The organism is Pseudanabaena sp. FACHB-2040 (genome assembly GCF_014696715.1).
Taxonomy (GTDB): Bacteria; Cyanobacteriota; Cyanobacteriia; order Phormidesmidales; family Phormidesmidaceae; genus JACVSF01.
Window position 1 is genome coordinate 1 of sequence record NZ_JACJQO010000010.1, and the last position, 14,217, is coordinate 14,217.

19 protein-coding genes and 1 pseudogene are annotated in these 14,217 nt (G+C 51.1%); 11 read left to right on the top strand and 9 right to left on the bottom strand.

Annotated features, from left to right (window positions below):
- Nucleotides 1-29: 29 nt before the first annotated feature.
- Complete coding sequence (locus H6G13_RS29455) at nucleotides 30-326, bottom strand: IS1 family transposase (RefSeq protein WP_190483587.1); 297 nt, start codon at nucleotides 324-326, stop codon at nucleotides 30-32.
- Between the two features lie 58 nt (nucleotides 327-384).
- Nucleotides 385-513 (bottom strand): SDR family NAD(P)-dependent oxidoreductase, encoded by a 129-nt coding sequence (locus tag H6G13_RS12675; RefSeq protein ID WP_190483588.1) that lies wholly within the window; start codon nucleotides 511-513, stop codon nucleotides 385-387.
- Between the two features lie 154 nt (nucleotides 514-667).
- Here H6G13_RS12675 and H6G13_RS12680 point away from each other — a divergent pair, with 154 nt between their 5' ends.
- A complete protein-coding gene (locus H6G13_RS12680) occupies nucleotides 668-997 on the top strand; it encodes a helix-turn-helix domain-containing protein (protein WP_190483589.1) in 330 nt (109 codons plus the stop codon).
- 42 nt (nucleotides 998-1,039) lie between these two features.
- On the opposite strand, the gene H6G13_RS12685 is transcribed toward H6G13_RS12680, so the two are convergent.
- Nucleotides 1,040-1,942: an EamA family transporter gene (locus tag H6G13_RS12685; protein ID WP_190483590.1), complete on the bottom strand. Its 903-nt coding sequence runs from the start codon at nucleotides 1,940-1,942 to the stop codon at nucleotides 1,040-1,042.
- Nucleotides 1,943-2,041: 99 nt separating this feature from the next.
- On the opposite strand from H6G13_RS12685, the gene H6G13_RS12690 reads away from it, so the two are divergent.
- On the top strand, nucleotides 2,042-2,536 hold the full coding sequence (locus tag H6G13_RS12690) for a MarR family transcriptional regulator (RefSeq protein WP_190483591.1): 495 nt from the start codon (nucleotides 2,042-2,044) through the stop codon (nucleotides 2,534-2,536).
- A 25-nt stretch (nucleotides 2,537-2,561) separates the two neighbouring features.
- On the top strand, nucleotides 2,562-3,002 hold the full coding sequence (locus H6G13_RS12695) for a GNAT family N-acetyltransferase (protein ID WP_190483592.1): 441 nt from the start codon (nucleotides 2,562-2,564) through the stop codon (nucleotides 3,000-3,002).
- Nucleotides 3,003-3,155: 153 nt separating this feature from the next.
- Here H6G13_RS12695 and H6G13_RS12700 read toward each other — a convergent pair whose 3' ends face one another.
- A complete protein-coding gene (locus tag H6G13_RS12700; RefSeq protein ID WP_190483593.1) occupies nucleotides 3,156-4,850 on the bottom strand; it encodes a hypothetical protein in 1,695 nt (564 codons plus the stop codon).
- A gap of 199 nt (nucleotides 4,851-5,049) precedes the next feature.
- A complete protein-coding gene (locus H6G13_RS12705; RefSeq protein WP_190483594.1) occupies nucleotides 5,050-5,643 on the bottom strand; it encodes a TetR-like C-terminal domain-containing protein in 594 nt (197 codons plus the stop codon).
- A gap of 71 nt (nucleotides 5,644-5,714) precedes the next feature.
- On the opposite strand from H6G13_RS12705, the gene H6G13_RS12710 reads away from it, so the two are divergent.
- From H6G13_RS12710 to H6G13_RS12720, 3 genes are all read left to right on the top strand, one after another.
- Nucleotides 5,715-7,193, top strand: coding sequence for an amidase (locus tag H6G13_RS12710; RefSeq protein WP_190483595.1), 1,479 nt, complete (start codon nucleotides 5,715-5,717; stop codon nucleotides 7,191-7,193).
- Between the two features lie 211 nt (nucleotides 7,194-7,404).
- Complete coding sequence (locus tag H6G13_RS12715) at nucleotides 7,405-7,782, top strand: EthD domain-containing protein (protein WP_190483596.1); 378 nt, start codon at nucleotides 7,405-7,407, stop codon at nucleotides 7,780-7,782.
- A gap of 70 nt (nucleotides 7,783-7,852) precedes the next feature.
- Nucleotides 7,853-8,272: a nuclear transport factor 2 family protein gene (locus tag H6G13_RS12720; RefSeq protein ID WP_190483597.1), complete on the top strand. Its 420-nt coding sequence runs from the start codon at nucleotides 7,853-7,855 to the stop codon at nucleotides 8,270-8,272.
- Nucleotides 8,273-8,307: 35 nt separating this feature from the next.
- On the opposite strand, the gene H6G13_RS12725 is transcribed toward H6G13_RS12720, so the two are convergent.
- Nucleotides 8,308-8,754, bottom strand: a complete 447-nt coding sequence (locus tag H6G13_RS12725; RefSeq protein WP_190483598.1) for a DUF2267 domain-containing protein — start codon at nucleotides 8,752-8,754, stop codon at nucleotides 8,308-8,310.
- Nucleotides 8,755-8,980: 226 nt separating this feature from the next.
- Between H6G13_RS12725 and H6G13_RS12730 the strand changes: the two genes are divergently transcribed.
- Together H6G13_RS12730 and H6G13_RS12735 are read left to right on the top strand one after the other, a co-directional pair.
- Complete coding sequence (locus H6G13_RS12730; protein WP_190483599.1) at nucleotides 8,981-9,304, top strand: hypothetical protein; 324 nt, start codon at nucleotides 8,981-8,983, stop codon at nucleotides 9,302-9,304.
- A 134-nt stretch (nucleotides 9,305-9,438) separates the two neighbouring features.
- Nucleotides 9,439-10,038: a CHRD domain-containing protein gene (locus H6G13_RS12735; protein WP_190483833.1), complete on the top strand. Its 600-nt coding sequence runs from the start codon at nucleotides 9,439-9,441 to the stop codon at nucleotides 10,036-10,038.
- 122 nt (nucleotides 10,039-10,160) lie between these two features.
- Here the strand turns inward: H6G13_RS12735 and H6G13_RS12740 are convergent, their stop codons facing one another.
- Entirely contained in the window at nucleotides 10,161-10,658 is a 498-nt protein-coding gene (locus H6G13_RS12740; protein ID WP_190483600.1) for a DUF2165 domain-containing protein, read from the bottom strand.
- A 57-nt stretch (nucleotides 10,659-10,715) separates the two neighbouring features.
- Between H6G13_RS12740 and H6G13_RS12745 the strand changes: the two genes are divergently transcribed.
- From H6G13_RS12745 to H6G13_RS12755, 3 genes and pseudogenes are all read left to right on the top strand, one after another.
- Nucleotides 10,716-12,059: an AAA family ATPase gene (locus tag H6G13_RS12745; RefSeq protein ID WP_190483601.1), complete on the top strand. Its 1,344-nt coding sequence runs from the start codon at nucleotides 10,716-10,718 to the stop codon at nucleotides 12,057-12,059.
- Nucleotides 12,060-12,144: 85 nt separating this feature from the next.
- On the top strand, nucleotides 12,145-12,399 hold the full coding sequence (locus H6G13_RS12750) for a ribbon-helix-helix domain-containing protein (protein WP_190483602.1): 255 nt from the start codon (nucleotides 12,145-12,147) through the stop codon (nucleotides 12,397-12,399).
- A gap of 17 nt (nucleotides 12,400-12,416) precedes the next feature.
- Nucleotides 12,417-12,575: pseudogene (locus tag H6G13_RS12755) on the top strand (type II toxin-antitoxin system PemK/MazF family toxin); the annotation flags it as partial.
- Between the two features lie 82 nt (nucleotides 12,576-12,657).
- Here H6G13_RS12755 and H6G13_RS12760 read toward each other — a convergent pair.
- Nucleotides 12,658-13,017, bottom strand: a complete 360-nt coding sequence (locus H6G13_RS12760; RefSeq protein ID WP_190483604.1) for a hypothetical protein — start codon at nucleotides 13,015-13,017, stop codon at nucleotides 12,658-12,660.
- Between the two features lie 883 nt (nucleotides 13,018-13,900).
- Entirely contained in the window at nucleotides 13,901-14,083 is a 183-nt protein-coding gene (locus H6G13_RS12765; RefSeq protein ID WP_190483605.1) for a hypothetical protein, read from the bottom strand.
- Nucleotides 14,084-14,217: the final 134 nt, after the last annotated feature.

Below are 14,217 nucleotides of genomic sequence, written 5' to 3' on the forward strand. Positions count from 1 at the left end.
AAAAGACCACATCTCATCGAGCTGAATCGTCAGCCGTCCCGGTTTTTTTGGGTGACTTCGATGGTTCTCGGCGTTTGGTAGAACTTCTGATTGACATACATTTGCAACCACCGTTGAGAAACACCCGTCACCCGTGCAATCGCTGCCAGTGCTAGGCGTTCGAGCAACAACTTATCAATCAATTGGCGAGTCGTCTCATCGATCGGTTGCCGGGTTGCCCCCTCAACGAATTGCCGTCCACAATCCTGGCACCGGAATCGGGGTTTGCCGTAATGGGTATGTCCGTATTTGATGATTTGAGGAGATTGGCACTTAGGACAGTTCATCAATTTGGCTGCAATGCTTGATGCTCCTAGCATATCAACTCGCCATTACTATTCATTACTACCCAGAATTTCGCCCAACGACGGTTACAGTTGCACCTTCAGTCAAAAGAATTTCTGCAACTGCCTGCCCGATACCGCTGCTGCCCCCAATGATTAATGTTTGTTGCTGCTTAAATGCTTGGTACATAAGTATTTTCTTGCTGAAGTTCTAGAGCAATGCGCTTACAGCAAGCATATTAATCAACTTAATCTGAGCGCGAAAGTATGTACCTTTTGGTAAGGTAGGCACTTTGGGGTAGAGATTAAGGCAGAGTATAGGAAAAAATCTTAGGCTGTGGTGAATGAACGGAAAGCAAGGTAAAAAAACGACTTCAGTTGCCGCAATGGTGGAGTACGTTGTTGGTTGCAAGTGGTCAATTCAAATTCTCACCTTGATTTATCGGGGTATTGATCGCCCTGGAGCAATTACACGCTCCATTGATGGGCTGACAACAAAGGTGCAGAACGACTGTCTAAGCAAACTGGTTCGGTTCGGCATTTTGAAAAAGATTTCCTACCCAGAGATTCCACCCCGAGTTGAATACAAGCTGACCGACTTTGGGCAACGCTTCATTGCAATTTTGGATATGGTTGAAGCGTTGCAGCGTGAAATAGACGAATCGACGATATGACAGGTTGAAGTTGAGGGCTAAGCAACTTCACAAACCCGCAAGCTATTTTCGAAGCTTTGACTTGAGCCGCTTACGCGCGCGTCGGCTGAATTGATTGGTCTGTTGTCCGATCACAACGCTCACTAGCACGATCGCAATGCCAACCAGCTGAATTGGCGTGAACGTTTGGCCTAGGAAAATAAATCCGATGAGCGTTGCGACTAGAGGACTCATTAACCCCAGATATGAGACCGCCGAAGCTTTGAGCTTATCAATTCCCCGAAACCAAAGCGCATAGGCGAGCCCAGTACCGACTAAGCCCAGATAAACAAAGCCTAGCAGGTTGGTTGTTGAGATCTGGGTTATTGGCCCTTCGACGATTAGGGCAATTGGCAGTAGAACGAGTCCGCCCACTGTTAACTGCCACGCTGTAAACACAAGTAGGGAGACTGGGCGCTTCCACCGTTTTACCAGCACCGTTCCTAGACCCATTGTTACGGCTCCGGCAATCGCGGCAATAATGCCAATACTATCCAGGCGGGCGGCCGGGCCGAGAACCAGCAGGCCGACGCCGATGAAGCCAACGATCGCTGCCACAATCGACAGCTTAGATGGCTTTTCATTCAGTAGTGTCCAGGAAAACAATACGACTAATAAGGGCTGGATCGCGCCTGCTGTTGCCGCAACACCACCCGGAAGGCGATAAGCAGCTATGAACAGTAGCGCTTGAAAGATGCCGATATTGAGGCTGCCCAAGAGCAAAATGCGCCACCACCAAATCCCTTTAGGCAACTGCCTAAACCAGGCGGTGAGCAGAAGACCTATGGGTAGCGATCGCAAAGCAGCCACCAGCAGGGGATGGTTGGGCGGTAGGAGTTCAGTCGCCACAAAATAGGTCGTTCCCCAGGTTATCGGGGCCAACGCGGTCAGCAAAATGTCGGACAAGCGAGCAGGGGCTGTCTTCATAAAAAATATCTTGATGACGAGTATCTTGATGTCAAGATTCTAGCACTTGTCTTGATGGTAAGATAGTTTCCTTCAAGACTCTTGGTGAGTAGCCTCTCAATGAATTCCGATCCAGTCGATGCGATTTTGGCTCAATGGCAGAAAGAGCGCCCTGACCTGGATGTGTCACCTATGGGCATCGTCGGAAGGGTAGGGCGGCTGTCTAAATATTTAGATCGAGCCATTCAAGAGACGTTTTCGGACTTTGGCTTGAATGCTGGGGAATTTGACGTGTTGGCGACCCTGCGTCGCTCTGGTCAGCCGTACCAGCTTTCACCAACCGAGCTATTCAATACTTTGATGGTTTCATCCGGCACGATGACGCATCGGATTGATCGCTTAGAGCAAGCTGACCTGGTGAAGCGCACACCTGATCCAAGCGATCGTCGAGGGACACTAATTGAGTTAACTGACAAGGGTTTCAACCTTATTGAAAAAGCTGTTGAGGCCCATGTTGCCAATGAGCATCGCCTTCTTGCTGTTTTAGAGGATGCGGAACGTGACGCGCTGACTCAGTTGCTGCGTAAGCTGCTAACTTCGTTTGAGACGTATTGAGGTTAGCGGAAGAGGGTAACAAGAAATGGAAGTTGTCTTAGCTAGTTTTGAACATCTCGCAGAATTGTCAGACCTGTTTGATCAGTACCGCGTTTTTTACCAGCAGCCCACAGATCTTGCAGCCGCGACGAAGTTCCTTCAAGACCGCTTTAAAAACGAGGACTCTACTCTGCTTGCCGCGATTGAAAACGGGTCTTTGGCTGGGTTTACCCAGCTTTACCCCAGTTTCTCTTCGGTTGCGATGAAGCGCATCTGGATTCTCAACGATCTGTTTGTGGCACCTCCTTTTAGGAAACAAGGAGTTGCTAAGCTATTGATGCTTGCGGCCGAGAAGTACGCAAGAGAAAGTGAGGCAGCCCGAATCGTTTTATCTACTCAAATATCTAATGCTACCGCTCAGTCTCTCTACCAATCTTTGGGATACTGCAGAGACGAGGAATTCTATCACTATGCGCTGCATCTGTAGTCGCACAATAAACTCAGAGCTATTTGAACAATTCTTTCAGCCCGTCTGATTGGTAAAGAATCTCCCTGACCGCCTTGAGAGGGGGGGCAGGGAGATTCTATATGTAGGCCTGCTATTGCTCAAACAGCTTCTCAGACAGGCTTGAGAAACAGATTAGAGCGATTCTGTGACTTCAATCGCCTGCTCTAGCACCGCAGTGACTTTTTCCCGCTTGGAGTCTCCAAATAACCCTATAGTGAAGTCGGTTAGGTTTGCAAAGATGCTTTGCAGCCTGCCTTGTTCTGCTGAATCTTTTGCAGTGTAGCCTTGAGCGATCGCAACTAACGCCTGGGCTTTGTAAATCCCGTCGTTAATAGATTGGGCTACCTGTAGCGCCGTTTCGAGCTGTCCTTGTTGGGCAAATCCACGTGCGATCGCAGGCAGTAGCCAGTCCATTTGCTGAGTCTCGGCAATTTGCAGGGCCTGGTCGGCCTGACCCGCTTTCACATAGGCAAGGGCGATATCTGGCATAAAGCCTTCTAGCGAGCCGCTTTGAACAATCTGCAGCGCCTGCTCAGGTTGGCCTGCCTCTACATAACCAATAGCGACCTCAGATAAAATGCCTTTTACCTGATAAGTCTGAACAAAGTCCCAGGCTTGCTCGGGCTGTTTTTCCATGAGATAGTACCGGGTAATCTCAACTAGCGCTGTGTTGCGGCGGCTGCCACTTCTCTGCGCCAGTTCTACGGCGGCTTCTGAGTTGCCTGCCTTGGCCTGTGCGAGCGCAATTTGCTGGAAGGCAACCTCCCGCTCCACCCCAGACTCAATGGTTTCCGCAATTTGCAGCGCCTGCTCAAAGTCGCCCAGCTTGGCATATCCCTCCGCAACTCTGCTCACGGCATTCCCATGGTAAAGGGCTGGGTCGCTCACAAGGGTCTTGGCCTCGGTCCAGGTTTCAGCCAAAAGGGTTTTAGCCTTAGCTTCCTGGGCTAGCTCACCATATAGAATGGCTGCGTCAACCTGATGCTGAATCCGATCAAGCGGAAAAGGTTGGCTTGAGAGCGTTTGGATTTTGGGCACAGCCTGATCGAGCACTGCGAGTGCCTGTGGCTCTGCTCCAGTGGCGGCAAATTCCCGAGCAATCTGAAGCATCGAAGAAACCTGCAGCGAGGCTGCTTCGCTTGACGGGGCTAGATCAGAGGCGGTGCTGCTCTCTAGCGCCTGCTCTAGTACCAGCGGCACCAACTCCGTATGGCCCTCTGTCTTGAGCCGATGGGCCATGTAAGTCAACGTTTGACTTCTGTGGTACTGATTGTCTATGCTCTGGGCCAGGGTAATTGCCTGGTTTAGCGGCTCAGTGGCACGTTCAGACTGACCCGCTTTGACCCAATAACCCGCTAGCTCTGTCAGGGGCAGGGGAGTTCCCAATCCACTGCTCAGCTCAATTGCCAGGTCAAGGTGTCCGTCCTCGGCATACTCTCTGGCCCGGTTGGCTAGAGATTCTGTAGGAGACGTGGCGCTGCTGCTACAGCCGGTTGCTTCTTGGCGTACGGCAGTTTCAATCGCGTCTGCTAACAGCGCCTTTCCTTGATCGTCTTGCCCGACCAGAAGGTAGCTGCCTGCAATTCTGGCTAAAGCGTTGCCCTGATAACACTGAAAATCCATCGCCTTAGTTGAGCGAAGCGCCTGATCTAGAACTTCGTTTAACCGCTCAGATTTTCCTAGTTCGGCGTACTCAAAGGCAATATCGGCCAGTAATCCTGCTTTTATATCCTGAGGCTCGATGGCGCTTGCCTCGCCAGCTAAACTCACAACAGCCATCAAAGTGAGCGCTGCAATTTTTGAAAGTTGCTTGAAGTGCTGAGCCATAGTAAAAACCTTGAAATCGACTTTCAGGTGGAGTAAGTTGCGACTCTACAGGCGAACTGGCGATGCACTGACGGGTATTAATAGCTTCAGTTTCGCCCAGCTAGTGATCAAAGACAGCAGTATCGGGAAATTTGAGCCTCAACTTTATATGAGCCTTAACTTTATAAATGTTTGTCTATTGCTGCGTTGGCTTAAGCCGTTAAGTAGCCTGCTGCCGAATATGAGCGATCGCAACTAGCAGCGCATCTAGCATGACCTTATAGCTGGCATCTGAAGATCGGCTGAGCGTCATTAATTCTGCCTGCTCCCTCATGATGAACCCATAAACTGCAGCGTTGACCAGGCGCATGATATCGATGAGGGCATCGTCATTTAATTCATATAGCTGCAGCGACCTTTGCAGAAACTGTAATGACTCCTTAATAATCTCCGCTTCTTCGGGGTCGGCAGGCCGCATCTGGTAGTGCATCATCACCGCATACTGGGCCGGATGATGCTGGGCAAAATTACGGGTTAGCTGGGCTCCTGCTCGAAGCAAGGCGTCGGGCTCTGTGATGCCAGCGGTTTGTTGCTTGCAGTCTGATAGGTAACTGCGCCAAATTGCTAGGGCAACGGCTCTGCGCAGCCCGGTATTGCCATCGAGGTGTTTGTAGATAGCAGGCGGCTTAATGCCCAGGGCTCGGGCAACTCGATTTACGCCTAGAGCAGCTTCTCCCTCCTGGTCGAGACATGCGATCGCAGCGTTTACTACATCCTGCTGCGTCAGAGATTTCTCTTTGATTGGACGCCCCATAGGTAAATTAGTTAACTCAGTTAACTAAAAGTGAATACAATTAACCTTATCAAAGACATTGGCTGATGCTTATGACTAACCTCGCTTTTGCCTCGGCCCATCAGCTAGCTCAGATGATTTGCGATCGCACCGTTTCTGCGGTCGAAGTTCTAGAGGCTCTGCTGACCCAGATTGCCAAGCACAACTCAAAGCTGAATGCGATTTGCACCCTGGATGAAGACCGCGCTCGTAGCAGGGCACAAGAGGCTGATGAAGCTCTGGCTAGAGGAGACGTTTGGGGGCCGTTGCACGGTGTCCCAATCACGATCAAAGATATCTTTGAAACGGCAGGGCTCCGCACCACGTCGGGCTACATCCCCTTAAAAGACTACATTCCTCAGGCTGATGCGACGGCTGTGGCTCGGCTGCGAGCTGCAGGGGCCATCATCCTTGGAAAAACGAACCTGGCAGAGCTGGCGGGCGATTTTCAGAGCACCAATTCCCTATTTCCGAGGGTGAACAATCCCTGGAATCTCGGCTATACAGCGGGCGGTAGTTCGGGGGGAAGCGCAGCTGCGATCGCAGCCGGACTTTCTCCATTAGACATCGGGAATGATATTGCCGGATCTGTGCGTCAACCTGCTCACTTCTGCGGAATCTATAGCCTCAAGCCAACCGATCGGCGCATCTCCACGGCAGGCATGATTCCTGAGGTGCCGGGAATGCCCTACTGTCTGAGGCAAATGATGACCGTGGGATGTTTTGCGCGATCGCTCGAAGACATTCGCCTCTGCTTTTCGCTGCTTGCAGGGGCAGATCCGCGTCGCCCTGATGTTCCACCCGTGCCGCTTGATTCGCCTTCTGGCAAGACACTGGCGCATCTTAAATTGGCCTGGGCTGACGAATGGGCCGAGGTTCCAGTGGCTACCGATATTCGATCTGCAATGCAGAGTGTTGCTCAAATGCTGACCCAAGCGGGGGCTCAAGTTGAACGCTGGCGGCCCCCAGACTTTGATCTGCATCACATTCTCGGTCTGTATGGGAAAGTGGCCGCCTACATCAATATCCACGCCCAGCCCGTTGACCGTTACAATCTCCAGCGCAGTGCAAAGCAAATCTATCGCACTGCAACTCAAGGCGATAAGGAACTGCGAAAGCTGGGAGACTTCAGCCGCCTGCTGCCTGAGCTATTAAACCCTAGCTTGAAAGGTTATTTTGAAGCTCTGACTGAGCAAGATCACTTGACAGCCCAGATCGATGCCGCATTGGAACCGTGGGATGCCTGGCTCATTCCCGTGGCTGCAACGCCTGCCTTTACCCACCGCCCTGCCTGGACTGCGGTTGAGATTAACAACAAAGAATATCCCCATGCCGTTGCGAACGGTGCCTACACTATGCCCTTCAACCTGAGCGGTCATCCTGCAGTAGTGATTCCTATTGGGCAGACACAGCAGGGTTTGCCGATTGGGATGCAGATTGTAGGCAAGCGCTGGCGAGAGATGGAGCTACTTGCGATCGCACAAGAACTCGATCAGCTGGTGGGGGATTTTCAGCTGCCGCCAGGCTATTGAATGTGCGATCGCAGGTAGGCTGCAACACCGAGTTCTTTGAAGAGGCAGGAGCCTCACAAAATAGAGCAAGAATCCGCAAGAAAAGGTTTTTAGCTATTTATAGAATTGGCGAGCTTGGCAGAGCGTCAAAATCTACGCTGGGCTAAAAGCAGCTTATGCCAAGGTGATCGCGCCGCTTAGGTCTGAAATCACTTCACCTGCAACCATTGCTATGATTAAGTTCGTTTACTGCATTTGCAAACGGTCTGATTTATCAGACGCAGAGTTTCGCACCTACTGGCGGGAGACGCATGGAGCCCTCATCCGTAGCCTAGCTCAGACCATTCGGGCCAAAAAGTATATTCAGAGTCACAGACTAGATACGCCCATTAATGCTGAACTGGTTAAATCACGAGGGCTAGAGCCACTGCCCTACGATGGGGTGACAGAAATCTGGTGGGACAGCATGGAAGAATTTTTAGCAGGGGTAAACTCTCCCGAAGGCATTGCAGCTGCTCAACAATACGTTGCTGATGAAGCTAATTTTGCTGACTTCTCAAAGTCGCGTGCCTTCTTGACTGAAGAACACACCATTTTTGATCTGACATAAGCGCTTATGTCTTGAGCGGGTGATACGACTGGTTTAACAGGTCAAACTATAGAAGGACAATTAGAGAAAAATGAATCTGCGTGAACGGGTGCAAGAAATGCTCGATTTTCAGAAGACAAACCCAACAGTAGAAGAAAGCTACGAGCACTTTTATGACGAAAATGTAGTCGTACAAGAGAACTCGCAACCGCCTCGAGTAGGGCGTGCTCTTAGTATTGAGCGCCAGCGACAGATGAATGCAAATGTGCAGGAAATCCATGAATTCAAGATCGGCGCTGTGCTGGTAGATGGCTTTAGTGAAGCCCATCCCCTAGACGGTCGCTCCGTCATTGAAATGCACATTGAAATTACAACGTTAGATGGCTACCGTATCCGCATTGAGGAGTTGGGGCTACAGACTTGGAAAGAGGGTCGCATTATTCATGAACGCTATTTCTATGACCCCGGTAACTTTAGCGGCAAGGCCAAAGAGATCAATGCACTGCACTGATCTCTAAGTGAGAGTATTTAAGTGATTGAGAGTGTCTAAGCCTGCTCCCAAATTTGCCGAATCTCACCGGGAAGCCGCGTAGCGATTTCCTGATTTCGTTCTTTAGGTAAGATTTCTTTTGTAGCTGAGAACACTGCCCCGGCAACTTCTTCAGGAGCCACCCCTTCCGGTAATGCTCCCTCTTGCTTTAGGCGCAGCATAAAAGTTCCTGGCTTAATATGCAGGTCTTGCGCAGGACTAATCCGGCTGAAGAAAGCAACCATCACGTTGGGATCTTGCCAAAGATCTACGACATCTTGCTCAGATTCAGGCGCTCTTTCTTTGAGGTCTGCTTCAATTTGGTTGCTTGTTTTGTTCAACATCATGTCCCGCAAAATTCGGAACACGATATTCGTTGCGCGTTCGGCTTCGTTAACCGTTTCTAAACTACTCCGCGCTATGACTTTGTCCAGAAATGATTGCTGTTGTGCTTGTCCTACCATGATTTCTCGCTGCGGTTTTAACAAAAATAATTCAGATTAGTTCAGGTCGTTGTGAGCTAACCTGTATCGTTCTCATTACATGTTGCGAAGTGTAAAGAGATGCTCCATCATTCCTTTGGCAGAGTTATTTAGAGGATGTTCTGAGCCAGACAGTAGTCGCTCAGGGATAAATTGAAATTTGCGAGATAATAGCGGTTTAACTCAGCTATTACCCTGCTAAGCGAGAATGAAAAAATCTATTTCTACCTTGATCAAAAGGCTCTCGACAGTTCTGATTCCTACTGCTGTAGGGCTAGAAGGTTGGGCGCTCTATACTACGCTGGCGGGTCGTACCTTACCAGGCTTTTTGATTCCGGTGCTGTGGTTGGGCGGCTTTGCCCTTGTTGCTCATTCGGTTGAAGGGGTAGTTGCAGCGGTATATGCCGCGAAAAAGCAGGAAGACCCTGTGCGCTGGGGCTTTTATACCTTTTTGGTGGGCACAGTGGGGCTGCTAGAGCTGTTTGAACTAGGGCGGCTTGGGGCAGGGCAAGAGTCGCTTGAAACGCCCTGATGGTGGGGAGCGCGTCTCCCTCCGGAAAAAATATGCAGATTTGCCAATCCGATTGCTGCGATCGCACGTATCTACTTTAGGAGACTGGCTCCCTGGTACGAAATTTTGCAGCAAACGAAGCCTGAGGATTGACGATGATCAAAACAGGATTGGCAGCGGCTTTGGTGGCAGGAGCTACGGCTGTGCTACTGCCCATGACAGCGGAGGCTGCTTCTTTTGCCTACACTACGCAACTGCGCGGTAGTAACGAGGTGCCTCCGAACGCGAGTCCGGCGACTGGTATGGCGACTGGCTCTCTGCTAGGCGACCCCGACAACTGGGAGTTTACCTACAGCCTCGATTTTGCAGACTTGTCGGCTGAACTGATTTTGGCCCACATCCACGTGGCAGCCATGCCGATGGGGCTGCCTCCCACTCAGCAGACTGGCCCGGTGGTTCACGATTTAGACAGCCCGCCGTTGGGGGCAACCAGCGGCTCTATCGTGGGCAACTGGACTTCTGATGAAGTCGTTGCCGCCGGAGTCGATCCCACGGTGGTCTATGAGCGATTCTTGGCGGGGCAGTACTACTTCAACCTGCACTCGAATACGCCAGAGTTTGCAGCACCGGGCGAAATTCGCGGCCAGATTGAGTTTGACGACGCTGCTGCTGTTCCCGAACCTGCTGCGGTCTTGGGCCTGCTTGCAGTTGGGGCCGTGGGCTTTGGGGCAACTCGCAAGAAGCAGATTGCCTAACGCTTTTCAGCGAACCCTTGTCCAAGCGGGTTTGCACCCATTAGATTTAAGCCAGAATGAAAGCCTTGGGAGTCATCCTCCAAGGCTTTTTTCCTTTTCAAGGCTGGAAACGGTTGCCCCGACTAGCGCTGCAAATCTTGCTCGGCAGCGTTTAAAAACAGCAGCACAAGGCCCACGCAGCCGATGAAGCGAAAGGCGGGCTGCTGACCGTTCCAAATCTCTGATTGCCACATGGCAAACCACTCGCCGCCCACCACCATAAAGCCGACAAACCAAAACAAAAAGGCCAGAGTAAGCCCTGCGATCGCAACTCCCTTAGCCCGATCAAACGCCTGAGCGGGCTCTTTCACTGCCTTTAATAGCTGAAAAGCTCCCAGCAAACACAGGGTTGCGATCGCACCTTCTGTCCCGACCAAAACCCCGTAAGCTGCCCAGTGGGCTGTAGGAGCCGTAATCGCCCGCCACAGCAGCCGATTATCGGGAAACGTCGTGTCCATGCTCATGACGTGCTGGATGTAGAGAAAGTTTGATGACGGGTCTTGAAGATTGTTCACGGTAATCACTAGCGCCAGCAGGCCAATCGCCGCCACCAGCGCAACTTTAGAAAATCGAACAACCATCACAACTCTCCTGGGTAGGTACACGCGAACCATCTTGGGAGGCACTATGCTTAAGGCATGGAGCCAGCCCCTTCCCTGACGCCAGCATTGCCGCCTGTCACCTCAGACATTCCAGAGGTGTTGCCTGGCGTGCCGCTCACTCAAGAACAGTGGGTTGCCCTGCAAGCATTAGAGCAGTTTGTGAATAGCGACGAAAAGCTTTATCTGCTCACCGGCTATGCGGGCACTGGCAAAACCACGCTCCTCCAGGTGTTGCTCAACCGCCTGCGGCAGCAGCGTGACCGCCGCAAAGTCGTGCTCACTGCCTTTAGCAACAAAGCCACTAAGGTTCTGTATCGAATGGCCAGCTTTTGGGGGCTGGATATCGACTGCATGACCTGCTGCCAGCTTTTGGCCCTCAAGCCTGTGATCGATGAGCAGACAGGCAAACAGTTTTTTCAGTCTGACCGCAAGCAGGCCAGCCAGATCGACCGCTTTCGCCTGGTGATTGTGGATGAGTGCTCCATGATCAATCAGGAAATGTGGGAACTGCTGGTCAGTGCGGTTTCAACGCTGCACGGTCGCACTCAGATCCTGTTTGTGGGCGATGCGGCTCAGCTCCCCCCGGTAGGCGAACCCGAGTCTCCCTGTTTTCGCCAGATCTACCAGCGCTCAGACCTAACTGAAGTGGTGCGCTACGGCGGCGCGATTGGGGTGCTGGCTGAAGATATCCGGCGCAACCTGGAGCGCGATGGCTTTCCTCACTTTGGGACGGATGTGAATTGCGATCGCACCGAAGGCTGCTTTGTCATTCGTCGTCGTCCCCAGTGGGAAGCGCTCATGCTCAAAGCCTTCACCAGCAAGGCCTACCAGAAAAACTCTGACCAAGTGCGAGCGCTGGCCTACACCAACCGACGGGTCAACCAGCTCAATCAAAAAATTCGCTCTGCCATCTACGGAGCCACCATCGAGCGGTTTGTGTCAGGAGAGCGGCTGATTGCCATCAACCCCTGCTTGGAAGACGAAGCCGTTGTGCTGCCCACCTCCGCCGAATGCGAAGTGATAGAAGCCGCCGCAGGCTATTCTGGCTCTTGGCCTGTATGGTTTTTGGAGGTCAAAACCGAGGAGCGAGAACAGCGACTGCTGCGAGTGCTCCACGAAACTGGGCTACCTGAGTACCGGCTTAAGCTCGATGCCTTTGCCCAGGAAAAGCGCTGGACTGAGTTTTGGGAACTCAAGCAGCTCTTCCATGAAGTGGACTACGCCTACAGCCTAACCATTCACAAAAGCCAGGGTTCGACGTTTCAAGATGTGTTTGTCGATGTGCCGTCGATGGCTACTAACCGCAATGTAATTGAACGAAATCAGCTCTGCTACGTCGCCTTTACCCGCGCCGCCAAGCGCCTGTTTGTCTATCAGTGATGAGCGTTTGAAGGGGAAGCTGGCATATCGCGTAATATGAAAAGTAATACAAACTGTGGGTAGCTTCCCTGTAGCTTCTGTATTCATGGCAAACGCACCCAACAAACGTCGCGTCTCCGTTACTATTGACGCCGACTTGCTCGACGCCATTGACCAATTCTCAGACAATCGCTCTGCCGTGATTGAAGCAGCCCTACGGCTATGGCGTGCCCAACAGATTCAGGCCCAACTGCGCCAGTTTTATCAAGACCGTCCCCAAAGCGATATCCAGGAAGAGGAAACTTGGGCACAAGAGACCCAAGATGCAGCCCTCCAACATTGGGATGATGAAAGCCCCTAGGCAGGTACTGAGCCAGGATGACAACGGTTTCCTTCCCACACCAGGGCACGATCTATCTTTCCGAAGCACTGCGCCAAGGCGGCGATACTAAAAAACGTCCAGTGCTTGTTGTCTCCATTGATGTTCGCAACCAGTACAGCTCCACCTTATTGGTAGTGCCGTTTTCCTCCGATGTTGACTGATGACGCCTCCCTTAAAAAGGCTCATGAGTCACCTCACGAGCCTTGGGGAAACTATTAGGCTTTGAACCAGCGATTGCTAGGCACTGCGGCGACGGCGACGCTTGTATTCTGACTTTTTCTTGTAGCCAACGGCTTGAGCCGCGTCGCTGTCTGGGCCGAACTGGCCTTTGATGGATTCTTTCATGGCTAAAACAGCATTGTGAAAATCCCACTCGGCCTGACGAACGGCATCGGCGGCGGCTTTGAGCGTAACGGTTAGCTCGGTTTCTTTCTGCTGCTTAGCCAACATGGTTTCATAAACGTCTTTTAGCGCTTCGGGTGTGGCTTCGCTGCGAACAGGGATGTATTTGGTGACGGTTCCGAGGCCATTGAGTGCGTTGATATCGGCTTCAATGACTTTGCCAGGTAGGCGACGGGTGATGTTGACGATTGCCATAAAAAAAGCACCTCTTTTGATGGTGTTTTGGAGTGTTCAATGGTCTGCTGCATCTGCTGAAATTGAGTTTCAGGGGGAAGGCGGCCCTGTGGGGAAACCCAAAATTGCCCCAAGCTAACTTGAGCATTGGAAATGCAGAAAGATCTTTGGGCTGAGCAAAGGGGGTTGCCAGGATGCAAACTAGCCGCTCCGGCTTGATTTAAGTTGCCCTGCTGCTAAAGCAATTTAACAGTAGCGGAGAAGATGTTGCGGGGATGCCTTTACCAATCAGCTCAGGCAAATGCTGAAACGTTGATGCACTAGGGGCTTGAAGCGGGTGAATAGGCTCTGTCAATGCGTTGTTTATTGATATGCATCAACGTTTATGCTGTTGTGCATTGAGCAGATGGCATAAAGAGCTGTGCAAATAAAGTATTGCTCTATGCTGAGAGTCTTGTGTATTGACGACAGAGCCTATTGGGGTGTCTACAGAATGAGTAGAGGTTGCGACATAAGGTATCTGGTTGTCGCAAGGGTGTGATGTGCGATCGCAACATCGTATTGCCGATGTAATAGACCTTATTTAACTGTCCACTCAAGGTTCTCAGAGCTGATTTCTCAAGAGGAGCTAAAGCTGGTAAAGCACAGGAGCGTAGATTTCTTCAGTAGAGTTGTCGGATGTCTGGAGTGCCATGGGGAATGTCCAGGTTTTTGTGTAAGCTACGGCTGAAACCCCTGATTCTTCGTTAAATCAGCCCAAGTAACCAGCAGAAAACTTACACTTCCGTGCCATGAGCCATCTTTCTGTAGTGACTAATTCAAAGAGGTCGCTCTACCCCAGTGATAGAGCAACCTCTTTGAACTGCATTAATGAAGACCTTTTAAGCTTCTTAACTATGAGCAGCTAATCTTCTTCTCCTTCTTCCTCTTCTCCTTCTTCCTCTTCTTCTTCACCAATGCCTTCTTCTTCACCGACGCCTTCCTGTTCGGTGCCTGCTTCACATCCAACTGAACCAAAAACAAATGATCCTAAAAGCAGACTGAGCCCAATAGCTTTAATTGTTTTACTCAAGATGCTCGTTGCCATAGTAAATTCCTCAACTTGATTAAATAGCTACTGGATCGAATGATGAATTGGGCAAATTTCTTCACCCTGTAACATTAGCAGACTTGCGAAGACCCTCTGAAGAAGGAAATGTTACATTCGTGCCATCAGTCTAG